The 21,455-nt window shown below is 62.8% G+C and carries 18 protein-coding genes; 11 read left to right on the top strand and 7 right to left on the bottom strand.

Features of this window, described 5'->3' with window-relative positions:
- Window positions 1–97: 97 nt before the first annotated feature.
- Together NKI54_RS03090 and NKI54_RS03085 are read right to left on the bottom strand one after the other, a co-directional pair.
- Complete coding sequence (locus tag NKI54_RS03090; RefSeq protein ID WP_352690671.1) at window positions 98–1,069, bottom strand: MBL fold metallo-hydrolase; 972 nt, start codon at window positions 1,067–1,069, stop codon at window positions 98–100.
- A gap of 263 nt (window positions 1,070–1,332) precedes the next feature.
- Window positions 1,333–2,259, bottom strand: a complete 927-nt coding sequence (locus tag NKI54_RS03085; protein ID WP_352690669.1) for a LysR family transcriptional regulator — start codon at window positions 2,257–2,259, stop codon at window positions 1,333–1,335.
- 106 nt (window positions 2,260–2,365) lie between these two features.
- On the opposite strand from NKI54_RS03085, the gene NKI54_RS03080 reads away from it, so the two are divergent.
- From NKI54_RS03080 to NKI54_RS03060, 5 genes are all read left to right on the top strand, one after another.
- Window positions 2,366–3,157: an alpha/beta fold hydrolase gene (locus NKI54_RS03080; protein ID WP_352690667.1), complete on the top strand. Its 792-nt coding sequence runs from the start codon at window positions 2,366–2,368 to the stop codon at window positions 3,155–3,157.
- A gap of 115 nt (window positions 3,158–3,272) precedes the next feature.
- Window positions 3,273–3,857: a GNAT family N-acetyltransferase gene (locus tag NKI54_RS03075; protein ID WP_352690665.1), complete on the top strand. Its 585-nt coding sequence runs from the start codon at window positions 3,273–3,275 to the stop codon at window positions 3,855–3,857.
- 354 nt (window positions 3,858–4,211) lie between these two features.
- Window positions 4,212–4,823: an SMI1/KNR4 family protein gene (locus tag NKI54_RS03070; protein ID WP_198023585.1), complete on the top strand. Its 612-nt coding sequence runs from the start codon at window positions 4,212–4,214 to the stop codon at window positions 4,821–4,823.
- Window positions 4,824–4,971: 148 nt separating this feature from the next.
- The gene (locus NKI54_RS03065) at window positions 4,972–6,588 is read left to right on the top strand and encodes a GMC family oxidoreductase (RefSeq protein WP_352690663.1); all 1,617 of its coding nucleotides are present in this window, start codon (window positions 4,972–4,974) and stop codon (window positions 6,586–6,588) included.
- Window positions 6,585–7,796: a mandelate racemase/muconate lactonizing enzyme family protein gene (locus NKI54_RS03060; protein ID WP_352690661.1), complete on the top strand. Its 1,212-nt coding sequence runs from the start codon at window positions 6,585–6,587 to the stop codon at window positions 7,794–7,796. The genes NKI54_RS03065 and NKI54_RS03060 overlap by 4 nt, the downstream gene beginning before the upstream one ends.
- A 101-nt stretch (window positions 7,797–7,897) precedes the next feature.
- Here the strand turns inward: NKI54_RS03060 and NKI54_RS03055 are convergent, their stop codons facing one another.
- Window positions 7,898–8,320 carry a GNAT family acetyltransferase gene (locus NKI54_RS03055; RefSeq protein WP_352690659.1) on the bottom strand — a complete coding sequence of 141 codons (423 nt, stop codon included), beginning with the start codon at window positions 8,318–8,320 and terminating at the stop codon, window positions 7,898–7,900.
- 129 nt (window positions 8,321–8,449) lie between these two features.
- Entirely contained in the window at window positions 8,450–9,388 is a 939-nt protein-coding gene (locus NKI54_RS03050) for a diacylglycerol/lipid kinase family protein (RefSeq protein ID WP_352683501.1), read from the bottom strand.
- A gap of 737 nt (window positions 9,389–10,125) precedes the next feature.
- Here NKI54_RS03050 and NKI54_RS03045 point away from each other — a divergent pair.
- The 3 genes from NKI54_RS03045 to NKI54_RS03035 all read left to right on the top strand — a co-directional run bounded on the left by NKI54_RS03045 (window position 10,126) and on the right by NKI54_RS03035 (window position 12,373).
- Entirely contained in the window at window positions 10,126–10,560 is a 435-nt protein-coding gene (locus NKI54_RS03045) for a hypothetical protein (RefSeq protein WP_352690658.1), read from the top strand.
- A 6-nt stretch (window positions 10,561–10,566) separates the two neighbouring features.
- Window positions 10,567–11,697, top strand: coding sequence for a hypothetical protein (locus NKI54_RS03040; protein ID WP_352690656.1), 1,131 nt, complete (start codon window positions 10,567–10,569; stop codon window positions 11,695–11,697).
- Window positions 11,698–11,857: 160 nt separating this feature from the next.
- On the top strand, window positions 11,858–12,373 hold the full coding sequence (locus NKI54_RS03035; protein WP_352456941.1) for a hypothetical protein: 516 nt from the start codon (window positions 11,858–11,860) through the stop codon (window positions 12,371–12,373).
- Between the two features lie 8 nt (window positions 12,374–12,381).
- Here the strand turns inward: NKI54_RS03035 and NKI54_RS03030 are convergent, their stop codons facing one another.
- Window positions 12,382–14,004 (bottom strand): FAD-binding oxidoreductase, encoded by a 1,623-nt coding sequence (locus tag NKI54_RS03030; protein WP_352690654.1) that lies wholly within the window; start codon window positions 14,002–14,004, stop codon window positions 12,382–12,384.
- A gap of 119 nt (window positions 14,005–14,123) precedes the next feature.
- Between NKI54_RS03030 and NKI54_RS03025 the strand changes: the two genes are divergently transcribed.
- Complete coding sequence (locus tag NKI54_RS03025; RefSeq protein ID WP_352690652.1) at window positions 14,124–14,609, top strand: YegJ family protein; 486 nt, start codon at window positions 14,124–14,126, stop codon at window positions 14,607–14,609.
- 26 nt (window positions 14,610–14,635) lie between these two features.
- Here the strand turns inward: NKI54_RS03025 and NKI54_RS03020 are convergent, their stop codons facing one another.
- Together NKI54_RS03020 and NKI54_RS03015 are read right to left on the bottom strand one after the other, a co-directional pair.
- A complete protein-coding gene (locus NKI54_RS03020) occupies window positions 14,636–15,607 on the bottom strand; it encodes a DUF3137 domain-containing protein (RefSeq protein WP_352690650.1) in 972 nt (323 codons plus the stop codon).
- Between the two features lie 61 nt (window positions 15,608–15,668).
- Complete coding sequence (locus NKI54_RS03015) at window positions 15,669–16,709, bottom strand: CapA family protein (protein ID WP_352690647.1); 1,041 nt, start codon at window positions 16,707–16,709, stop codon at window positions 15,669–15,671.
- 161 nt (window positions 16,710–16,870) lie between these two features.
- Here NKI54_RS03015 and NKI54_RS03010 point away from each other — a divergent pair, with 161 nt between their 5' ends.
- Window positions 16,871–18,124 carry a hypothetical protein gene (locus NKI54_RS03010; protein WP_352690646.1) on the top strand — a complete coding sequence of 418 codons (1,254 nt, stop codon included), beginning with the start codon at window positions 16,871–16,873 and terminating at the stop codon, window positions 18,122–18,124.
- A 113-nt stretch (window positions 18,125–18,237) separates the two neighbouring features.
- Entirely contained in the window at window positions 18,238–21,414 is a 3,177-nt protein-coding gene (gene uvrB / locus NKI54_RS03005) for an excinuclease ABC subunit UvrB (RefSeq protein ID WP_352690644.1), read from the top strand.
- The last annotated feature ends 41 nt before the right edge of the window (window positions 21,415–21,455 follow it).

Here is a 21,455-nt window from a genome sequence, read left to right as displayed (position 1 = left end):
GTCGACAGTGTTGAAAGATGCTGTGCGGAGCTAGACGAGCGCACCAGCAGGATTGCATTCCATGGTCGAGGTAAGAAAGCTTACCAATAGGCGTGCTTCACAAAGCGGGCCAGGGCGTCGGGACGTAGCCATAGGCGTTGCCCTCGCGAATAACATGACCGATGCCTGGAAAGGGCAGGTGCATGCCTGCGACGAGCAGGCCATCCGCCGACACCATGTCGAGCACCTTCTTGCGTGTGGCGATTGCGGCCTCCTGGTCCACGTCGAAGGCGATTGCCCATTCCGGATGCGCCAATTGCAGCGCGGAGGCGTGGATTACGTCAGTGAAGAGCAGCAGGTTGGCGTCACCAGAGCCAATTCGAAGCGCGAGATGCCCCGGCGTGTGTCCAGGCGCAGGCAACGCCCTGATCCCGGGCGCGATCTCGACTTCGCCTTCGATCTTCCGGACCTTGCCATGGTAAGGCACCAGCGATTTGCGCGCTATTTCGAAGTACGGTTTCATCTGGTCGGGCGCCTTGGACCGGATCCCGTCATCGTGCCAGAAAGCGAATTCCGGCGCGGCAACCACGACCTCCGCTGCCGGGAAGGCGGCCTTGCCTCCAATACCGACAAGGCCGTTGGCATGGTCGGGATGGAGATGGGTGATGATTACCGTGTCGATTTCTTCCGGCCTGACGCCAGCGGCGGCGAGCGCCTCAGGTATATGTCCCAGTATGGGCCCCATCGCCGATGCCGTGCCGGTATCGATCAGCACCCGTCTGTCACCTTTGGTGACAAGGTAAGCATTGACCGAGGTCGGGAGTGGTTTTGGCAGGAATGCCTTTGCCAGCAGCGCTTCGGCGGCAGCCGTATCTGCGGAAGGGAAGAGTTCGAGGCCGAGATTGAGGTAGCCGTCGCTCAGTGCTGTGATCTCGAGGTCGCCGAGCATGAACCTGTGGGCGCTCGCAAGCGAAGCCGGAGACCGGGCGGCGATAGCCGCAGCGTTGCTCCCAAAGAGGCTGATCGGGGAAAGCAGCAGGGCGCCGGCACTAAAGGTGCCGATGCCGAACGTTCGACGGTCGATATTCATGGTCTTGTCCTTCGAATTGCAGATGAAGCTAGTCCCAGACGTCGTCGCTGCCGGGGCGGATGCCGACCGCTCGGACCCACCCTTCGGCGGTGGTCGGCGCGGGTCATGGCCAACTCCTTGCGACATCAATAATCCGCCTCATAAACAGCGGGAATAGCGATGGGATGCAGTTCACTGCTGCAGCTTATGCAGCAATCGACTTAAGCGGGTAAGGCTGCTGGGTCGGCCGTCCGCTAAACGGCCTCGCCGAGCCCTGGCTTCGCCTACTGGACAGGTTGCCGGGGTTCGAGCGCTCGGCGCAACGTCGGCGCCTCTTGCTCGATATGATCCCACAGACGGTTCGAGATCGGCCCGTGCGGCCGGTCGCGGCGGCGCGCCACCACCAACTCCTCGGTGCGGCCTGGCAGATGACGACCGGCAATGGATTGCAGGCGTCCGTCGCGCAGTTCTTCCTCGATCAGGAAGCGGGGCATGTGGCCCCATCCGAGGCCTTGCAGGATGATTTCCTTCTTCATGCCCTGATCGGCCACCATGCATTGAGGCGCACCCTCGATCATGAAGTAGTCTTGTTGCGGTGAATGGCGGGCCGTGTCGCGCATGACACATTGGGTGAACGCGTGCATCTGATCCGGCGTGATGGGGTGCTTGATGCGCTCCGGCAGAAAGCCCGAAGCCACCACGGGAACGAATGGCACCTTGCACAGATCGATCCATTCCACCCGCGGATCGCTCTTGTCGATCCAGTGCAGGATCAAATCGGCTTCGTCATCGAAGAGGCGCTCCCACGGGCCGCCCACCGCCTCGAAATGCAGGTGCAGGCGTGTGCCCGGACACTGGGCGAAGAACCGTCCGAGCATGCCCAGTGCCTGCGGGCGCGGGCAAAGGTCGCCGATCACCACATGGATCTCGCTTTCTTCGCCCATTGACAGCTGAGCAGCATGAAGCCGCAAGCCCTCGAGCTCGCGCAGCAGCGATTGTGCCCTGCGATGGAACGACAGCCCTGCCTCGGTGGGGCGCACGCGATAGCCGCTGCGATCCAAAAGAACGAGGTCGAGTTGCCGCTCCAGCTTTGCGACGGCTGCGAACACCGCCGGGTGCGAGCGATGCAGCATGGCCGCCGCAGGCTGAAAGCCGCCGCAGCGGACCACGGCATCGAAGCATTGCAGGTCGTGCAGGGTGAATTCGGCCATGTCAGCTTCTATTACAGAGATAGTCCTATCTTTGTAATATCATCAAAAGCGCGCCGCAGCTAGGCTTTGCCACACTCAACGCTCCAAGAAGGAAGGTGTATTCACCATGAATGAGCTGGATTTCGTGACCGTCGGCGATGGTACCCGCATCGCCTACCGCATCGACGGCGACGCCGGGAAGCCCGTGCTGATGCTGTCGAATTCAATCGCCACCACACTGCGGATGTGGGAAATGCAGGTCAACGAACTGTCGAAGCATTTCCGTGTTCTGCGCTATGACTTTCGTGGCCACGGAGGGTCGAGCGTTCCGGCCGGCGCTTATTCGCTCGACCGGCTTGGCCGCGACGTGATCGAGTTGCTCGACGCCCTGGGCATTGAACGCGTACACTTCCTCGGTCTGTCGTTGGGCGGCTTCGTCGGGCAGTGGCTCGGCATCCACGCGCCCGAGCGGATCGAGCGCTTGATCCTGAGCAACACCTCATCCTACCTCGGACCGGCAAAGCAGTTTGACGAGCGGATTGCCGCCGTGCTGCAGGCGCCGGATATGTCCGAAACCGCCGAGATGTTCCTGGGCAACTGGTTTCCTGCGCGTATGCTGGCGGCCAACGAGCCCGTCATCGAAGAATTTCGCACCATGCTGCTGGCCATCGACCGGCAAGGCTTGGCTGGCTTGTTCGCGGCGGTTCGCGATGCGGACCTTCGCCGAACCGTAGCGCTGATTTCCAGGCCAACGCTGGTGATCGCCGGCCGGCACGACACTGTGACAGCCGCCAGCCATAGCGAGCTGATCGCGGCGACGGTGCCCGGCGCGAAACTGGTTGTCCTGCCCGCGGTCCACTTGTCGAATGTCGAGTATCCTGCCGAGTTCATGCAGGCCGTGCTCGGTTTTCTGCGCTGAGCCGGAGCACGACGGGGATGCTGAGTGAACCCCGTTTCGAACATCACCCGCATGGACCGCAACCTATGATGCACTAACGCGTAGCTCAGGCTAGACTGGGCAATATCGATAGCGGATGACGGCTAACATGGAACTTGGCTTTCGCCCATTAACGCCCGATCTGTGGCCGGCGCTCGAGGACCTGTTCGGTGACAGCGCCGTCTGCAGTCGCTGTTGGTGTATGTACGGACGGATCGGCAGTTCTTATCGAAAGCGACCCGGCGAGGAAAACAAGGCCGCGTTCCGGCAGGCCGTCCAGCATGGTCCGCCTCCGGGCATCCTCGCCTTCGACGGCGATACCGCTGTCAGCTGGTGCCAGTTGACGCCGCGAGATGCCCTGCCCTGGCTCGATCGGCTATGGCAGCTCAAGCGCGTGGACGACAGGCCGGTCTGGTCCCTGTCCTGCCTCTACGTGCGAAAACGATACCGCAGGCGGGGCGTAACATTCCAGCTGATTGCGGAAGCACTGGAAGTCGCAAGGCGCGCAAATGCTCCGGCACTCGAAGCCTATCCTTTCGAGGCCGACGTATCGCCGAGTGCTTCCGGCAGCGGATATGCCTCCACCTTCGCGCGCGCCGGGTTCCGGGTCGTCGCTCGCAGAACGCCGGCCCGCCCGATCATGCGCTATGATTTCAAGCAGATTGCCGATCATCGCCTGTGATCGCAGCTTGAAGTTTCGGCTATGGGTGGAAAGTTGCCATCCAGCCGCTATTGCGCCCGCTTCGCTGTCACCGGCGAACATTACTGAACGCAAACAGATTAATCAAAGCCGTAGCGAGGCTCACCGACATTGCAACAGCAAGACTAGACTTCCGCAGCGGATCGCAGCTTGGCAAGTCTCACGTCTCCGGCCGAACGAACTGGCTGGCGACCTTAGGTTGTAGGCGCGAAAGTCACCGTCGGGCGTGATTACCAACTCTGTGATGTTCGCCCGTTGTTTTCGATGTGATAGATCAGGTTGACAAGGTAGACCCTAGAACCCGTCAAAAGTGGGTAAATGGAGCTATTAGGGACAATGCGTTCGCAGGAAGAATGGTCAAGCAATGAAGACGCTCGTGCATACAGAGAGCTCCGAACCCTAGTCGATAAATGGAAACGCCTCGGGACGAAGACATATCCGGATGGAACAGAGTGGATCGGGCATACTCCTGATCGAGCGCCTGAAGCGTATTTGCATCAACTGTATGCGCCGCTTGACGCCATAGGAATTGGGCAGATGGAGTCTGAAATTTCGCGTCGACTCCCAGATAATTTCCGTTGCTTTCTCATGCTCCACAACGGGATAGGTCTGTTTGCGAATTATATAAACGTCTATGGGCTGCGACGCAGCTGGTCACGCACAAATTTAGTGGAGGCGGGTCAACAACCCTTCTCCATACTGGAACCGAATGTACAGAGACGGCCAGGCAATGCACCAGACGATGTTCTCTTTATTGGTTCACTCGGGGATAATAGGAATTTAATTGCCATGAATCCGGACGGGAGGGTCTTTCGCTGGGAGAGTGATGATCCTCTGTTGGGTTCGATCAACTCCTACTCAAGCGTGTTCACCTTCCTGCTGGAAGAAGCCAATGAGGTTGCGGCCTTGTTCGACCCGGATGGGCGCAGATGCGATTCTGATAGCTGAGCTTCCAAACCAGCTCCGGCAACACGCCGAAATCCAAACCGGGTATCGCCAGTCGCTTTTTTCACAAGCGATGCCGGAAGCTCCGGTGATGACGGCGGCTTGCGGCGTCTAGGCTGCAGCCTGAAATTCGGAGCCAGCCGCATCCATCATGCAGACCTATGATTTCATCATCGTCGGCTCCGGTTCGGCCGGCTCGGTCCTGGCCGAGAGACTGTCGGCTTCCGGCCGCTTCTCGGCGCTGGTGCTCGAGGCCGGCGGCAGCGACCGTCGCTTCTACGTGCAGATGCCGCTCGGCTACGGCAAGACCTTCTTCGACCCGGCGGTCAACTGGAACTACAAGGCCGAGCCGGATTCGGGCCTGGCCGGCAATGTCGACCACTGGCCGCGCGGCAAGCTGCTCGGCGGCTCGAGCTCGATCAACGCCATGGTCTGGATCAGGGGCGCGCGTGAGGATTTCGACGCTTGGGCAGCGGCCGGCAATCCCGGCTGGGGCTTCGACGACCTGCTGCCTGCGTTCAAGGCGCTGGAGGATAACCAGGCCGGCGCCGACCAATGGCGCGGCGTCGGCGGGCCGCTGCATGTCACCGACTGCTCGACCTCCGTCCATCCGCTCACCAAGCGCTATCTCGCCGCCGCCAACCAGGCCGGCCTGCCGCTCAACCCGGATTTCAACGGCGCCTCGCAGGAAGGCGTCGGCGCCTACCAGATCACCACCAGGAACGGCCGCCGCATGTCGGCGGCGCGCGCCTTCCTGCGCCCGGCGATGAAGCGCAAAAACGTCCGCGTCGAGATCAACGCCCTAGCGACAAAAATCCTGTTCGAGGGCAAACGCGCCGTCGGCATCGAATATCTCCAGAATGGCGCGACGAAAACCGCCCGCGCCGGCCGCGAGATCATCCTGTCGGGCGGTTCGGTCAATTCGCCTCAACTTCTCCAGCTTTCCGGTGTCGGCCCGTCGGCGCTTCTTGGCGCGCTCGGCATTCCCGTCGTTCACGCCAACGAGAATGTCGGGGCAAACCTGCAGGACCATGTCGGCATCAACTACACGTTCAAGGGCAGGCTGCCGACGCTCAACCAGATCCTGCGCCCGTGGTGGGGCAAGCTGCTGGTCGGCATGCAATACGTGTTTTTGCGCTCAGGCCCGCTGTCGCTGTCGATGAACAATGCCGGCGGCTTCTTTCGCACCGATCCGGCCACGGCACGGCCCAACATGCAGCTCTATTTCCAGGCGTTTTCAACCGTCATTCCGAAGAGCGGCGAACGCCCGATCCTGACACCCGATCCATGGCCGGGCTTTTCCATCGGGCTGTCCAATTGCCGTCCGTCGAGCCGCGGCGAAATCATGATCCGTTCCGCCAATCCGCGCGATTATCCCAAAATCGTCGCCAATGCCTTTTCGACCGAGGCGGACGTCGCTGAAATGCTGGCGGCGGTGAAATTCGTCAGGAAGATCGCCTCGATGCCGGCGATGGCCGAGATCATCGAGGAAGAGGTTTTGCCCGGTCCCTCGATCACCTCCGACGCGGATCTCATTCAGGATTTCAGGAAGCGCTCGGGCACCGTCTATCACCCGGTCTCGACCTGCCGCATGGGGCCGGACGCGGCGCACGCCGTCGTCGATCCGCGCCTCAAGGTACACGGCATCCAGGCGTTGCGCGTCATCGACGCCTCGATCTTTCCCGACAACATAACCGGCAACACCAACGCCGCCGCGATCATGACCGGATGGAAGGGCGCCGAACTGGTTCTGGAGGATCAGAAATGAAAATCACCGACGTCAAGACCTGGGTGGTCGGCAATCCGCCGCCCGGCATCGGCGGCAAGTATTTCATCTTCGTCAAGCTCACCACCGATGGCGGCGTCGTCGGCTATGGGGAGGCCTACAACGCCACCTTCTCGGCACATGTCACCGCAAAAATGGTCGAGGACATGGCAGAGCGCTATCTCGTCGGCCGCGATCCGCACGACGTCGAAAACTTCTTCCGCCGCGCCTATTCATCCGGCTTCACCCAGCGCCCCGACGTGTCGGGCATGGGCTGTTTCTCGGCGCTCGAAATCGCCTGCTGGGACATTATCGGCAAGGAGGCCGGCAAGCCGGTCTACAAGCTGCTTGGCGGCCAGGTGCACGAAACGCTGCGTTCCTATACCTACCTCTACCCGCACAGCGGCAGCGTCCATTCGGAGGACGCCCGCGGCAAGAACGTCTACAACGACCCCGATCTGGCCGCCGCCTGCGCGCTCGAATATGTCGAGCAGGGTTTTAACGCGGTCAAGCTCGACCCAGCCGGCCCCTACACCGCCTTCGACGGCCACCAGCCGCGCCTCGTCGACATCGACCTCTCCGCCCGCATGGTCAAGGCGATCCGCGAGGCGGTCGGCACAAGAGCCGACATCCTGTTCGGTACGCACGGCCAGTTCACCGCATCGGGCGCGCTGCGCCTCGCCCGCGCCATCGAGCCCTATGATCCGCTGTGGTTCGAGGAGCCGGTGCCGCCCGACATGCCCGAGGTGATGGCGCAGGTCGCCCGCGCGACCTCGATCCCGATTGCCACCGGCGAGCGGCTAACAACCAAATTTGAGTTCGCCCGCGTCATCGAGAACCGTGCGGCGACCATTCTTCAGCCCGACCTTGGCCGCTCCGGCGGCATTCTCGAAACCAAGAAGATCGCCGCCATGGCCGAAGCCTACCACATCCAGGTCGCGCCGCACTGCTATTGCGGACCGATCGTCGGCGCCGCCAACATCCAGCTTGCGGTGACGCTGCCCAATTTCCTCATTCTGGAATCGCTGAAACAGTGGGGCGGTTTTCACGCGAAGCTGCTCAAGAAGAAGATCGAATGGCAGGACGGCAACGTCATCCCGTCAAAGGAGCCGGGCCTCGGCGTCGAACTCGACGAAGCCGTCTGCGAGGCGCATCCCTGGACCGGCAAGGACCTGCATTTGCAGATGATGCAGACGCCGTTGATGCCGTGAGCGCGCGTCAGAGCTATGCCTTCGTCGGTCTTGGCCATCTCGGCGGCCAGCTCGCCGCCAACCTGATCCACAACGGCTTTGCCGTCACCGTCCATGCCAGCTCAGGCCTTGGAGAGCAGTTTGCTCATGCTCACGCGCTGCTCGACCTCATACCCGCACTTGCGGTAGAATCCGAGGCCCGCTGAGTTGGAAGCGACAACTTGGAGGTTGATCTTTACGCAGCCAAGGGCAGCGAGCCGTTTTTCGACTTCCTGGATGAGGGCCTCGCCGATCCCCTTGTGGCGATGGGATTGCAGGACGGCGGTCCGGGAGATCCAGCCCCGGTGGCCATCGTATCCGGCCATAATCGAACCGACGACCCGGCCAGATTCAAGCACAACCAAAAAGAGGTTCGGCTGATATCTCAGCTTCTCGGGAATCGAAATATGAGCCGCGTTCCAAGGGCTGTCATCGGGGAATGCGTCCCGCCAAAGCGTATCAACCCCGTCAAAATGACTGTCGGTGTATTCAATGATCGAGAACATTCATGTCCGTTTCAACTGGCCCGACCGGGGTTGTCTGACATCAGGCAGAATATCAGCAATTTCAAAGCGCTGAATGTATCTCCGGAATCAAGGCGGTAACGACCGGATTCAAAGTCTCAACGCCTTGATTCAATATCTCAGCGTCAATGCGCCGGGCAGGATCTCGAAGGTCGCTGGTATGCGACCCGGCGATTCGCCGTCTATGTCGATCAGCGCGGCGTTCTTTTGCAGATCGCCGAGCGGCTCGACAACCACTTTCTTGCCGCGCAGGATGGTGATCGCAGGATGGTTGCGGTGCCGCCCGCCATAGAGCAGGCGGATGTCCCAGATCAGCTTCAGCTTGCCGGCGGCGCGCAGGATGACGATGTCGAACTCGCCGTCGTTAAGCTCGGCGTCGGGCGCGATCATCATGCCGCCGCCGAAGAATTTGCCGTTGGCCACCGCCACCAATGCCATGCGCGCCTCAACCGGGGCACCGTCGTCGATGGTGATCGCAACCTCCTGGAACCGATAGCGGAGGAATTCCCAGACCGTGCGCCAGTAGAACAGTGCCTTGGCCGAAACCTTGCCCTTGCGCCTGTCGGCGTTGACGGCACGGTCGGTAGCGCCGGAAAGCCCGAGGCTGGCGATGTTGATGAAATGGCGGCTGGCCAGTGCGCCATGGTCGTCGACATAGCTGATGCAGCCGGCATCGACCTTGCGCGGCTTGGCCTCGGCAATCCGCTTCAGCGTCAGATCGACATTGTTCGACAGGCCGAGCCCGCGGGCAAAGTCGATGCCGGTGCCGCAAGGCAGCAGCCCGAGTTCGGCCGTCCGGCCGCTTTCCCGGAAAGCCTTCAGCAGCCCGTCGGCGACTTCGCTTGCGGTGCCGTCGCCGCCGGCCGCGATCACCAGCTCGAAGCCGATGGCGGCAAGGTCGAGCGCCAGCCGTTCGGCATCCCCCTCGGCCTGCGTTTCACGCAGCTCGAAATCACCGAAATGTCTTTTCAGCGAAGCCGCAACCTCGGGCCAATGCCGCTTGAGCCTGCCGCCGCCGGCGATCGGATTGAGAACCACCGCGACCTTCAAGCCTGCCTCCCCAAGGCCATCGAACACGCCTTCCAATCATTTGCCGGCATTGAAGCCCGCGCCGGCCTGCGGGGCAAGGGTCGATTACCCGACAATGCGGCTTCGGCATCGAGGCGGCAAATCCCGACCGGCGGCGGCAGAGATCGGAAAGTCGCTATTTTGGCAGGGTCAGTCCCCGATAATCCCGCTATCCACAGGCATGCGGCAGTTCCGCCAAACGCTTATCCGACGTACGTTAAAACCCATCTCAGGCGGCTACCGATCGCCACGCCGAAAGGCAAAGCGGAACGGCGGATTTCCTGAGGCCCGTACGGCCCTGAACGAGAACAGGCTTGCTTGTTGGAGGGATGGACGCCGAGACCTACGGGGCCGCGGAAAGCGTGCGAACGCCGACGGCGGACCGATGCTGCCATGAAGGACGGCAAAAACCTTCGATGGCGCGCTGGGCAAAGCTCGCAAGAGTGGAGACCGGCGTGGTCCGGAACGGACGCTGCCCTCGGGTGGCGACTGGCAGGACCGTCAAAATCAAGGCCGGCATGGCGCGACATCTTTCGGGAGTTGCTGCCGCGACCGTGTCCTGATCTGACAGGGAGGCGCTGGGAGAAATCCCGGCGCCGACTGTCTTTGTGGCCCCGCCTGACGATTTTGCCGGCGACGCTTCACGCTGCGCCAAAATCAGCTACTATCCATTTGTCGTCGGGGGCCGTTTAAAGGGGCTGACGGCAGGGGGACATTTCATGACGCTCATCCAGAAGCTTGCTGTTGCCTATGCTTTCCTGTTCTTCGGCGTTGTTGCCATCGGCTATGTGCCGGCTTTCAACGACGCCGGCGGCAATCTGTTCGGCCTGTTCTCGCTGCAATGGTACGACGATTTGCTGCACGCCTTCTCCGGCGTCTGGGCGCTGGCCGCCGCCTTCATCTCGCACCGCCAGGCGGTGTTCTATTTCAAGCTGTTCGGCTCGGTCTATCTGTTCGACGGCGTGCTCGGCCTGGTCACCGGTTCCGGCTGCCTCGATGGCGGCATCTTCATCAACGGCTTCCGCTCCCTGAACGACATCGAATTCCCGGCCCGCTTCTTCGCCAACCTGCCGCACATCTTCATCGGCGGCTTCGCCGTCTACGTCGGGTTCTGGCTGTCGAAACGTGTGTACGACCATTTCGCCACGGCCTGACCGGCCATGTTCCTGTTCCGCTGGCTGAAGCGCATCATCAAGGCGATCCTCTGGCTCGTCGTCATTGTCGTGTTGATCCCGATCGCCGGGCTGGCCTACGGTTTCCTGACGACGCCGTCGCTCGACACAACACTAATGCCGGGCGTCGCCGATGGCGCCCCGCCCAAGGCGCTGGCCGACAAGGTCCGCGCCGAGATCCCCGGTTACCAGCGGCCGGAGGAATCGACCTTTCTCACCTATCCGGAATGGGCCATCGTCTACGCCGCCCGCGAATATGCCGGCTTTGTCGACAAGAACCAGCCGAGCGGCTTCCCTTATCTCTCCTATATCGGCCGCTTCTGGCAGGATTACGCGATGGTCACCCGCGCCAGTTCCACCTATAAGTTCAACCTCGACAACCACCAGATGCTGGTGATCATCGGCACCAGCCACACGATCGAGCACGCCATCCAGTGGGCCTATGAAAATACGATCGGCCGCGTCACCGAAGCGACAGCCGGCAAGCGCACCGCCGTCGACATCTACCAGGCCAAGGTGGCGGCCGATTATGCCGGTTTTCTCGACCAGGTGCCGTGGTACCAGTTTCCCTATGCCGAAAAGCGTGCCGGCCTGTTTGCCGTCCAGCCGGCAGCGGACGACAGCGCCGCCCGCACCGGCGAACGCAAGCTCGCCTTCGGCCTCGCCGACACCATCAAGCAGGGCTATGCCGATCTGATCAAGTCGGCGCTCGCCGCCACCACCGATCCCGCCTTGCTCGATATTCATGTCTGGGCCAAGGGTCCGGTCGGCGAGGTGACGCGCAACGAACCCGACACCTTGCTGGAGCGCGATCTCGGCGCCGACGGCGCGATCTTCGTCACCAGGCGTTATCAGGTGTTCACCGACATGATCCCGCGCCTGATCGGCAAGGGCGTCTCCTTCGTCGAGATCGGCGGCAATGACGAGATCATGGTCACCATGCTTTCCAATGATGAGATCAATGTTCCCGAAGGTGCACGCACCTTGTTCAGCTACCCGCTTCCGGCGGAACCCTCCACGCGCCGCACTGGCCTGACCGTCGCCGTGCGCAAGCTGCACATCGTGCTGCCGGCGCTGATGACGGCGGGCGCCAGGCTCGAGCATGTCTACGATTACTGAGGCCTTTCGGTCACAGCCGGCCTCGGCAAGACGTTGCGTGATGCTCCGCCACGCTCATTCCACAATCGCGGCCAAATCCCGCCTTGTTCCGCAACGATTGATGATGCCGTAGACACGTTGTCTTGCGCACATGTGCCAGGCAACTCGGAGGGACAAGACCGTGATCAAGACCGCCCTTGTCGCCATGACCATCGTCGGCTGCGACTGCGACGCCAGGCTTTGCGAATATATCGGCGAGACGCCCGCCAAATGGTCGACCATCGCCGAATGCGAAGCGGCGATGAAAAGCCAGATGCTGCACGAGCGCAATTTCGACTATCCGCTGGTCTCCGGCATCTGCCGGACACAGAACTCGTCTTCGTCATCGCAGCTCGCTGCGACCGCTTCCGAGCCTGAATTGACGACGGCCAGCACCGCAGCGACAGACCCGCTGCCACCGGAACTGAGCCATCGGCCCAGTGCTGCGGTCGGAACGCAGGCCACGGCGACGGAAACGGAAGCCGTCCGGCCGGTCGCCTATGAAGCGGCGGTCGATGGCGGCAGCGCCCTGCTCTACCGCACGAAGGCCGGCTACGCCGTGGTCAAGACCGATCTCGGCCGCGCCGCATCGGCAACGATCGGCATCGCCAGGCGTTCGGCGAACTGGCTGGCGGCGAAGCTGCCTGACGGTCTGTAGCCGCCGCTTCAGGCCGTGCCGATCAATGCCTTGACGGCGCGATAAAAAATCGACGAAAACAGCTCGCCCGGATCGTATTGCAGCTTCTTCGCCAGGAAGGACGGCAGTTCCGGATAGGAGGCAAGCAGTTCCTTGCCTGTGTAGTGGAGCTGGTAGGGCAGGAAAAAACGCCCGCCATGCTTGATCGTCACGTCGATCAGCGCCCTTGTCAGTGCCCGCATCCTGGCATTGCCGTCGGCGTCTGTCGGCTGATTGATGTAGAGCACCAGCGAATAGGCCGGCTCCGGCGCATAATTCAGCGCCACATCCTCCTTGTGGACGATGCGCACCGAGGCGTTGAGCACCGGCAGGGTCTGGTTGCGCAGGATCTCGCGCGCTTCCGCGATGAACGGGTTATAGGCCGCCCGCGGGATGAAATACTCGTGCAGGATGTCGGTCTCATCGAGCAGATCGTTGAACAGATAGGGCACTGAATCGTGCATCGGATTGTTGCGCGTGACGAGGCAGGCCTCGCCCTCGGCCATTGCCGTCGTCCGCGCCACTGTGCAGCTCTCGAATTGCGGCTCCAGCGTCTTTTCGGTGAACCATTTCAGCTCCTGGAACAGGCTGCCCCATTTCGCCAGGTTGATGATCACCCGCTTGAGCCCGACCGAACCCGGTTCACCGATTGCCGGCTGGTCGGCCGGCGGCTGGTCGGCCACCTTGTCATAGCGGTAGACGATCATATCCTCGAGGAAATTGCCCGGCGCAGTCGACAGATGCCCATAAAACAGACCGATCGCCCTGTTTGGCTCCAGAACCTCGGCGAAGAACGTCGGGAAATCGTCCGATTTGATGATCTCGCGCGAGGTCCGGTAGACGGCGTTGTCGACGATGTCGAGTGTCGCCTCCAGCACCACGCCGAACAGGCCGTAGCCGCCGACGACGTGGCGGAACAGCTCGGTATTTTCGGCCGGTGAGCAGGTCGTCACCGAGCCGTCGGCCAGCATCACCCGCATCGAACGGATCGAGCCGGCGACCGAGCCGGCCTGGTGGTCCATGCCATGCGCGTTGACCGACAGCGAGCCGCCGACCGAAAAGATGTCGGTCGACTGCATCGCCTTCACCGCGAAGCGCGGGTGCAAAAGGTTCTGGATGTCGTGCCAGCGCGCGCCCGGCTGCAAGGTGATCGTCTTCGCCGTCGGGTCGACACTGACCTTGTTGAATTTGCGCATGTCGAGGACCAGCGCGTTATCGTCGAAGGCGTGGCCGCCCATCGAATGGCGCACCGCCGCGACCGAGACCTTCAGGCCATTGGTGCGGGCAAAGGCGAGCGCGCTTGCAATGTGGTCTTCCTCGCTGACTTCGACGACGCCGTAGACCGGCGTCATCGACAGGCCGCTGGCATCGTTGATGTCGCCGCCCTTGGTCAGCCATGGCAGCGACGGATCGTAGGCTGGCGGGCCCTCCAGCGGCTTCTGCGCCAGGTCGATCCCGTCAATGTCGGCGATGCGCCCGGAATTCTTCTGCCCCGACGGACCGCGCGCCAGCCGCGCCACGGTTGTCCCGCCCCACAGCATCGCCCCGCCGACCACCGCCGCACCCAGCAGCAGCCGCCGCGACAGGCGAAACCCCTTGCGTTCCTCGATCATAGCCCCACCCCCGCTATCCCAGGAATAGCGCCTGATGGAGACAAAAACCAGTTGCCATCAGACGTTCGGCAAATGATGATCACAGTCGTTCTGGCGAAAGCGTCGAAAGCAGCCGCACCATGAAGCTTGCCGTCCGTGCCACGATTGCCCTGCTACTCGCGTCTGCTCCGGTCTCAGCCGACGCCCAAAGCGGTGAGAAGGGAGTCCTCGGTGTGGCAAGGGACGATCCGGAGATGGCGGCGGCGATTGAGCAGGCCCGCGCCAGCCTGGATGACTTCCTGATCCTGTCCGAGGCGCCGCCGTCCGGAACAGCCACGTTCAAATTGAAGGTAAGGATCGAAGACGGAACCGCGACGGAACATTTCTGGATCATTCCCTTTCACCGAACGGCGAGCGGATTTGCCGGAATTTTAGCAAACGAGCCGCAGGCCGTGCACAACGTCGTCGCCGGCCAGGAGATCGAATTCACCCGGGACGAAATTTCGGACTGGGGATACACCAAGAACGGCCATCAGGTGGGCAGCTTTACCGTCTGTGTGATGCTCAAGAAGATGTCGAAGGAAGACGCGGACTATCTCCGCGACAATTACGGCTTCGACTGCTGATGTCCGAGCGCGAGGCGCTTTAGCCGCTACCCCGCCTCCTCGTCCTGCGCCCCAATCTTGCGCACCAGCGCCGCGGTCGCCAGGATCGTGGCCATGTCGGCGATGATCGGTGCAACATGCTCGACATAGTCGAGCGGCACAGAGATGTCCGGCAGCTCGAAGAAGTTCTTCGTCTGCGGCAGCAGCAGGAAACCGTCGCTGCCGCTGAGCGCGACGCGCGCCGGATCGTTCGGCCGGGTTTCGCCAAGCCATTCGAGCGCCTGCGCCAGCCGGCCGGTTACCAGCGGCCGCGCCGCTTCGATGTTGTCGGTGCGGAACTCGTAGGCGGCATCGAGCTCCGGCACGCCGCTGGACAGTTCCTGCATCTTGCTGCCGAAGATGCCGCGGAGGAAGCCGACGGCCTTGTTGGTCCGGCGCGCGGCCACCAATGTGCCGGGGAACGGCGCGATCGTCTCGAAGGCGACGATGACGCCCTTGAACACCGCCGTCATGCTTCCGCCCGTCCCTTCCCGGAGATCTGCTTCATAGAGCTCGAACGGAAACTCGTCGTAGCGGCCGGAGAAAACATCGTCGAAAGACTGCCGGTTGAACGGGCCAACCGTCTCGCGCGGCAGCCCGTCGAACGAATTCGGCTTGACGTTGTGCCGGTACCGCATCTCGTCGATGAAGCCGAAGATGATCGGCAACAGCGTGCTGCGAAACGACTGCTGCAATTTGCTCGCCGGCTTGATCGCCTGGAAATAGAGCAGGATCGCCGCCAGGAATCCGCCGATATAGAGGAACACATGCGGGGTCGAGAACCACTGCTCGTTGGGGTCGGCAACCCCGTTGAAGAGCCAGGCCACAAGCGCCACGAACACCAGCACCAGCCCGATGAAAAGTGGCACCCGCCAGCGCGTCCGGCGATGGGCCGAAGCTCGTTGCGCCTCATAGGCCTCGATGTTCTTCCTGAGGCCGGCGATCACCGCTTCGCTCGGCATGAAATCCGCAGTTTCCATCACCCACCCGCCGCCACAAGCCTGCCCGCGCTGGGCATGATAGCCGGTTTGGTGGACTGCGTCAGCGCACGGCACCGAAGACCGCATCGAGGCGGGCTAGAACCCTTTGCCTGGATTTTCCCGCCAGCGTTTCAACCGGGACCAGCCGCTCGTGATCGCCGGCGCGCAGCCGCATGAAGGCATGCAGCCGGTAGGCGGCGATGGCCCCGCGCGTGCCGGGATCGTCGCTGATGTCGACGACGAGAATGGCGCCGATGCGGCCGGGCCATGGCTGCCGCGCGAAGGCGGTGCCGATGAAATCGCCGAGCCCATAGGCAACGAGCGTCTTGCCGATCCGCTCGATCGGCTGCACGACATGGGCATGATGTCCGGCGATCAGGCCGACGCCATGTTCGACCAGAAGTCGCGCCATTGCCCGCGTCTTCGCACGTGGAAAATGCCGGAATTCCCAATCCCAATGCGGCACCGCGCAGAGGAGGTCGACACCCGAAGCGGCAGCGTGCGGCCATTGCGTCGGATCGGCTTGCATCGAGACTCGGCCCGCGAACTGAGCCTCGTCGGTATTGCGCCACAAGGTAAAGGCGGCAAGGCCTATCGTCAGCGAACCAACCGCAAACCGCTCGACCGGAGCCGCGGCGCCTACAGTACGGATGCCGAGCCGCGCCAGCGCGGCGACGGTCTCATCGAAACCGGCGATGCCCTGGTCGAGCACATGGTTGTTGGCCAGCGACAGCACCAGTTTTTCACGCGAAATGCCGACGGCGGCCAGCGCCTCGGCAAGGAACCGCTCGCTCATCGCGTGGTGCGTGCCAAGCCTGGTGCCCAAAACAGCGCTCGGCCGTTCCACCACCGGGCTTTCGCAATTGCCGACCACCAGATCGGCCGAGGCGAACAGCGCCGCAATCGCCGGATCGCAGTCCGGCGCGCGGCGATTGGCCACCGCCGAGATATCGCCGACGAAAGCCAGCCGCACCGTCCGCGCCGGCGGTGGTTCGAGCAGGGCTGCAGCCGCCGGCGCAAAGCCGCGCGCGTCGCCATTGAGCGAAGGCCGGAGGAAGCGCGGCAGCCACGACAGTTTGTAGGAAAGCGGATAGTTCGACACGCGACGCCCAATGGTTTGCCCTGTGTAGACCGTCTGCCGGATTGATTGAAGCTTCGACTGTTAGCATAAATGAAATGATGACCGGCCCGTCCGAAGGTAACAGGCGCCGTGAGCCAAATGCGTGTATGATCCACTGCGGAGCGACAAAAGGGGCGATCACGATGACGCGTTTTTCCAGGCTGGTGGCGTGCGCCATCATTCTTCTCCTGCCGCTGGCTTCACCCAGCGCCGCGGCTCCCGAAGCGGCGGCCCTGTTCGAGGCAACAACCGCAGCCGAACGCGACCGCGCTCTTGCCGCCCTGGAAGCCACCGCACCAAGCGATCCGGCAGCCGCCTACGCCGCCGGCGCCGGCCAATTCTTCACCGCGCTGGAGGTCCTGGCCGGCGGTCTGCACCGCCACGGTTTCGACAGCCCGCAATCGTTCATGCTGCCGCTGATGCGGCTGCCGGTGCCGGACAATGCCAATCCCGAGCCGCTGACCTACGAACAATTCCGCGCCATTCTCGTCGCCTTCCGCGACCGGCTGGAGAAATCCGCAGCCACGCTGGGTTCGGTACCCGCCGACGCGGACATCGGCATGGTCATCGACCTCACCCGCCTCGGCATCGACCTCAACGAGGACGGCACGATCGCGCCGGACGAAAGCGCCGCGGCGATCATGGCGTCTCTGTCACGCGGCGGCGGTGCGCCAGACGCGGCCGCACCCGCCCTCATCTTCCGCTTCGACCGCGCCGACGGCTATTGGCTGCAGGGCTATGCCGAGTTCCTGATGGCGCAGGCCGACTTCTGGCTGGCGCATGACTTCAGCAACACCTTCGACGGCTCCTTCCATATGCTGTTCCCGCGCGCCAAACTACCGCTGCAGGACACGCTCGTTCCGCCGGACGGCGGCATGAGCGGCGGCATTCTGTCGTCCGAATGGCGCATCGCCGATTTCATCTCGCTGGTGCATCTCATCAACTGGCAAGTGGTCGAGCCGGAGCGCCGGCAGGCGGCGCGCCGCCATCTCATGGAAATGATCCGGCTGTCGCGCGAGGACTGGAAAGCCATCCGCGCCGAAACCGACAATGACCGCGAATGGCTGCCCGGGCCGCAGCAGAAAGGCGCCAGCCCGCTGACCGGTCTCGAAGTTGGTGAGCAGCAGGTACAGGCCTGGCTCGCCGCCCTGGCCATGGCCGAGGATCTGCTGGAGGGACGCACCTTGCTGCCGCATTTCCGCATCGCCGACAAAGGCATCAACATGAAACGCTTCTTTGATGAGCCAAAAACCTTCGACCTGGTGCTGTCGATCACCGGCCCGGCCATCGCGCCCTATCTCGAGCGCGGGAAGATTCTCACCAGCGAGGAGTTCAACCAGATCCAGCGCCAGTTCGGCGGCGCCGGGTTTCTGACGTTCGCGCTTTGGTTTAATTGAGCGGGAAACGTGGAGGGTGCTCCTGACACCCTTCTGTCAGCAGCTGGATTGCGCCTCGCGCCACCCGCCACTCCGCTCTTTCCATTTTGGCCGATACCTCCCATATTCGGGCCATGGCCAGACTGTCCGACAAGAAAACGCCTCCGCCGGCGAATGACGAGCGCGCTTCGCCGCCCAAGCGGCGCAGTCCGCTGACCGATTTCCTCGATGCGTCGGAGCCCTTGTACAAGGGCGGCTTTGCCGAGGCGCCGCAGGCCGAGTTCACCGGCGCGCCGCTGACCGGCTCGATCGCCGACTGGGCCGAGCAGATAGAGCAGGAAGCCGAGAAGGAAGGGCGCGTTTCCGGCAAAGACGGCGGCAAATCGCCGAAGCCGGCGAAGAAAATCCCCGAGCGCTCCTCTTCCCCCGGCCGTACGGCACGCGGTACCTCGATGGGCGGCGCGGCTTCGGCGCGGGAGCGCACTGCGGCCGGTCTCAACCCTGTCGCCGGCCTCGATGTCTCACTGGAAGAGGCCGAGACAATGGCCTCGGGCGGCGTCACCGCCACCGTCGCGGCGCTGTCGGCGCTGATCGAATCCGGCAATCCGTTGCATAAGGACGGCGTGCTGTGGACGCCGCACCGTCCCGCCCGGCCGGAAAAATCCGAAGGCGGCATCGCCATCAAGATGGTCTCGGATTTCGAGCCCGCCGGCGACCAGCCGACGGCGATCAAGGATCTCGTCGAGGGCGTCAGCAGCAACGACCGCACCCAGGTTCTGCTCGGCGTCACGGGCTCGGGCAAGACCTTCACCATGGCCAAGGTGATCGAGGAGACGCAGCGCCCCGCTCTGATCCTGGCGCCCAACAAGACGTTGGCCGCGCAGCTCTATTCCGAATTCAAGAAATTCTTCCCGGAAAACGCCGTCGAGTATTTCGTCAGCTACTACGACTATTACCAGCCTGAGGCCTATGTGCCCCGGACCGACACCTACATCGAGAAGGAATCCTCGATCAACGAGCAGATCGACCGCATGCGCCATTCGGCGACGCGCTCGCTGCTCGAGCGCGACGACGTCATCATCGTCGCCTCGGTGTCCTGCATCTACGGTATCGGCTCGGTCGAGACCTACACGGCGATGACCTTCCAGATGCAGATCGGCGACCGGCTCGACCAGCGCGCGTTGCTCGCTGACCTCGTCGCCCAGCAGTACAAGCGCCAGGACATCAACTTCGTCCGCGGCTCGTTCCGGGTGCGCGGCGACACGATCGAGATCTTCCCGGCCCACCTCGAGGACCGCGCCTGGCGCATCTCGCTGTTCGGCGACGAGATCGAGGCGATTACCGAATTCGACCCGCTGACGGGACAGAAGACCGGCGAGCTGAAGAGCGTCAAGATCTACGCCAATTCGCACTATGTGACGCCGCGTCCGACCCTCAATCAGGCCATCAAATCGATCAAGGAAGAGCTCAAGCACAGGCTGGTCGAACTCGAACGGGCCGGTCGGTTGCTCGAGGCGCAGCGGCTTGAGCAGCGCACCCGCTTCGACCTGGAGATGCTGGAAGCGACGGGCTCCTGCGCCGGCATCGAGAATTACTCGCGCTATCTGACCGGCCGCCAGCCGGGCGATCCGCCGCCGACCTTGTTCGAATACATCCCCGACAATGCGTTGGTCTTTGTCGACGAAAGTCACGTCACCATACCGCAGATCGGCGGCATGTATCGCGGCGACTTTCGCCGCAAGGCGACGCTGGCCGAGTATGGGTTCCGCCTGCCGTCCTGCATGGACAACCGGCCGCTGCGCTTCGAGGAGTGGGACGCCATGCGCCCACTTTCCGTTGCGGTTTCCGCAACGCCCGGCGGTTGGGAGATGGAGCAGTCCGGCGGTGTCTTTGCCGAACAGGTCATCCGCCCGACCGGCCTGATCGATCCGCCGGTCGAAGTGCGCCCGGCCAAGAGCCAGGTCGACGACGTTGTCGGCGAAATCCGCGAGACCACCAGGGCCGGCTATCGAACGCTGGTCACCGTGCTGACCAAACGCATGGCCGAGGACCTGACCGAATACCTGCATGAGCAAGGCATTCGCGTGCGCTACATGCACTCAGACATCGACACGCTGGAGCGTATCGAGATCCTGCGCGACCTGCGCCTCGGCGCCTTCGACGTGCTCGTCGGTATCAACCTGTTGCGCGAAGGCCTCGACATTCCCGAATGCGGTTTCGTCGCCATTCTCGATGCCGACAAGGAAGGTTTCCTGCGCTCCGAGACATCGCTGATCCAGACCATCGGCCGTGCCGCCAGAAACGTCGACGGCAAGGTCATCCTCTATGCCGACCAGATCACCGGCTCGATGGAGCGGGCAATGGCCGAGACCAATCGCCGTCGCGAAAAGCAGATGGAGTGGAACGCGGCCAACGGCATCACCCCGGAATCGGTCAAGTCGCGCATTTCGGACATCCTGGACTCGGTCTACGAAAAAGATCATGTCCGCGCCGATATCTCGCAGTTCACCGACAGCGCCGGCGCGATGATGGGCAACAATCTGAAGGCGCATCTCGACGCCCTGGACAAGCAGATGCGCGACGCCGCCGCCAACCTCGATTTCGAGAAGGCAGCCCGCATCCGCGACGAGATCAAGCGGCTGCGCGAGATGGAGCTGTCCATCTCCGACGATCCGCTGGCCAAATATGCCGACATGGAAAGCCCAGTCTCGGGCCGCGAAAAGGGCAAGCACAACAAGGGCGTGGCCAAACATCGTACATCAGAGGAACAGGAGCGTTTCCGCAAGCTCGACGAGGCACGTGCCGCCGAAGAGGCGACCAAGGCTACCCGGTCCAACCTCTTCCACAAGCCGGCGCTCGACGAAATGGGCGCCGACGGCGCCGTGCCGGTGAAGAAGCGGTTGTTTGCCAAGCCGTCGCTGGACGATATGGGACCAGGCACCGACATGCCGACGCCGTCAGGCGCGGTGTCGCGTTCGCTGTTCAAGAAACAGTCGGCGCAAGAAGCGCACGGCTCCGACTTCGGCATCCCGGGTGAACCGACCAAGCCGCTGTTCAAGAAGAACTCGCTCGATGAGATGACCGTGCGGCGGACCGAGAAGCCGGTCGAGGGAAAAGTGCCGGCGAAGCCGCAGCCGATCTCCCCCCAAGTGGGGGAGATGCCCGGCAGGACAGAGGGGGGCGCGAAGGAACACGGCGATTTTGCAAAACCCATTGTCCGCCAGCGCGCCGGCATCGGCTCCTACGAAGACCCCGCCGACGCCCGCCGTGAAAAGCGCCGGCCCGGCAAGACGGGTCGGCCGGGGCGGTAAACGGGCTGCATACCTGTTGCGAGCATTCTCAACCGGTGTCT

The organism is Mesorhizobium sp. M0663 (assembly GCF_040320585.1).
In the GTDB taxonomy this organism is placed as follows: Bacteria; Pseudomonadota; Alphaproteobacteria; order Rhizobiales; family Rhizobiaceae; genus Mesorhizobium.
This window is presented reverse-complemented; position numbering and strand designations above follow the sequence as displayed.

Excerpts from the sequence above, each read along its gene's own strand:
- NKI54_RS03010 (WP_352690646.1), top strand. The coding sequence starts at position 16,871 with ATGACGCGTTTTTCCAGGCTGGTGGCGTGCGCCATCATTCTTCTCCTG.
- NKI54_RS03085 (WP_352690669.1), bottom strand. The coding sequence starts at position 2,259 with ATGGCCGAATTCACCCTGCACGACCTGCAATGCTTCGATGCCGTGGTC.
- uvrB (WP_352690644.1), top strand. The coding sequence starts at position 18,238 with ATGGCCAGACTGTCCGACAAGAAAACGCCTCCGCCGGCGAATGACGAG.
- NKI54_RS03040 (WP_352690656.1), top strand. The coding sequence starts at position 10,567 with ATGTTCCTGTTCCGCTGGCTGAAGCGCATCATCAAGGCGATCCTCTGG.
- NKI54_RS03045 (WP_352690658.1), top strand. The coding sequence starts at position 10,126 with ATGACGCTCATCCAGAAGCTTGCTGTTGCCTATGCTTTCCTGTTCTTC.
- NKI54_RS03065 (WP_352690663.1), top strand. The coding sequence starts at position 4,972 with ATGCAGACCTATGATTTCATCATCGTCGGCTCCGGTTCGGCCGGCTCG.
- NKI54_RS03030 (WP_352690654.1), bottom strand. The coding sequence starts at position 14,004 with ATGATCGAGGAACGCAAGGGGTTTCGCCTGTCGCGGCGGCTGCTGCTG.
- NKI54_RS03025 (WP_352690652.1), top strand. The coding sequence starts at position 14,124 with ATGAAGCTTGCCGTCCGTGCCACGATTGCCCTGCTACTCGCGTCTGCT.
- NKI54_RS03060 (WP_352690661.1), top strand. The coding sequence starts at position 6,585 with ATGAAAATCACCGACGTCAAGACCTGGGTGGTCGGCAATCCGCCGCCC.
- NKI54_RS03090 (WP_352690671.1), bottom strand. The coding sequence starts at position 1,069 with ATGAATATCGACCGTCGAACGTTCGGCATCGGCACCTTTAGTGCCGGC.
- NKI54_RS03070 (WP_198023585.1), top strand. The coding sequence starts at position 4,212 with ATGCGTTCGCAGGAAGAATGGTCAAGCAATGAAGACGCTCGTGCATAC.
- NKI54_RS03020 (WP_352690650.1), bottom strand. The coding sequence starts at position 15,607 with ATGGAAACTGCGGATTTCATGCCGAGCGAAGCGGTGATCGCCGGCCTC.
- NKI54_RS03075 (WP_352690665.1), top strand. The coding sequence starts at position 3,273 with ATGACGGCTAACATGGAACTTGGCTTTCGCCCATTAACGCCCGATCTG.
- NKI54_RS03055 (WP_352690659.1), bottom strand. The coding sequence starts at position 8,320 with ATGTTCTCGATCATTGAATACACCGACAGTCATTTTGACGGGGTTGAT.
- NKI54_RS03080 (WP_352690667.1), top strand. The coding sequence starts at position 2,366 with ATGAATGAGCTGGATTTCGTGACCGTCGGCGATGGTACCCGCATCGCC.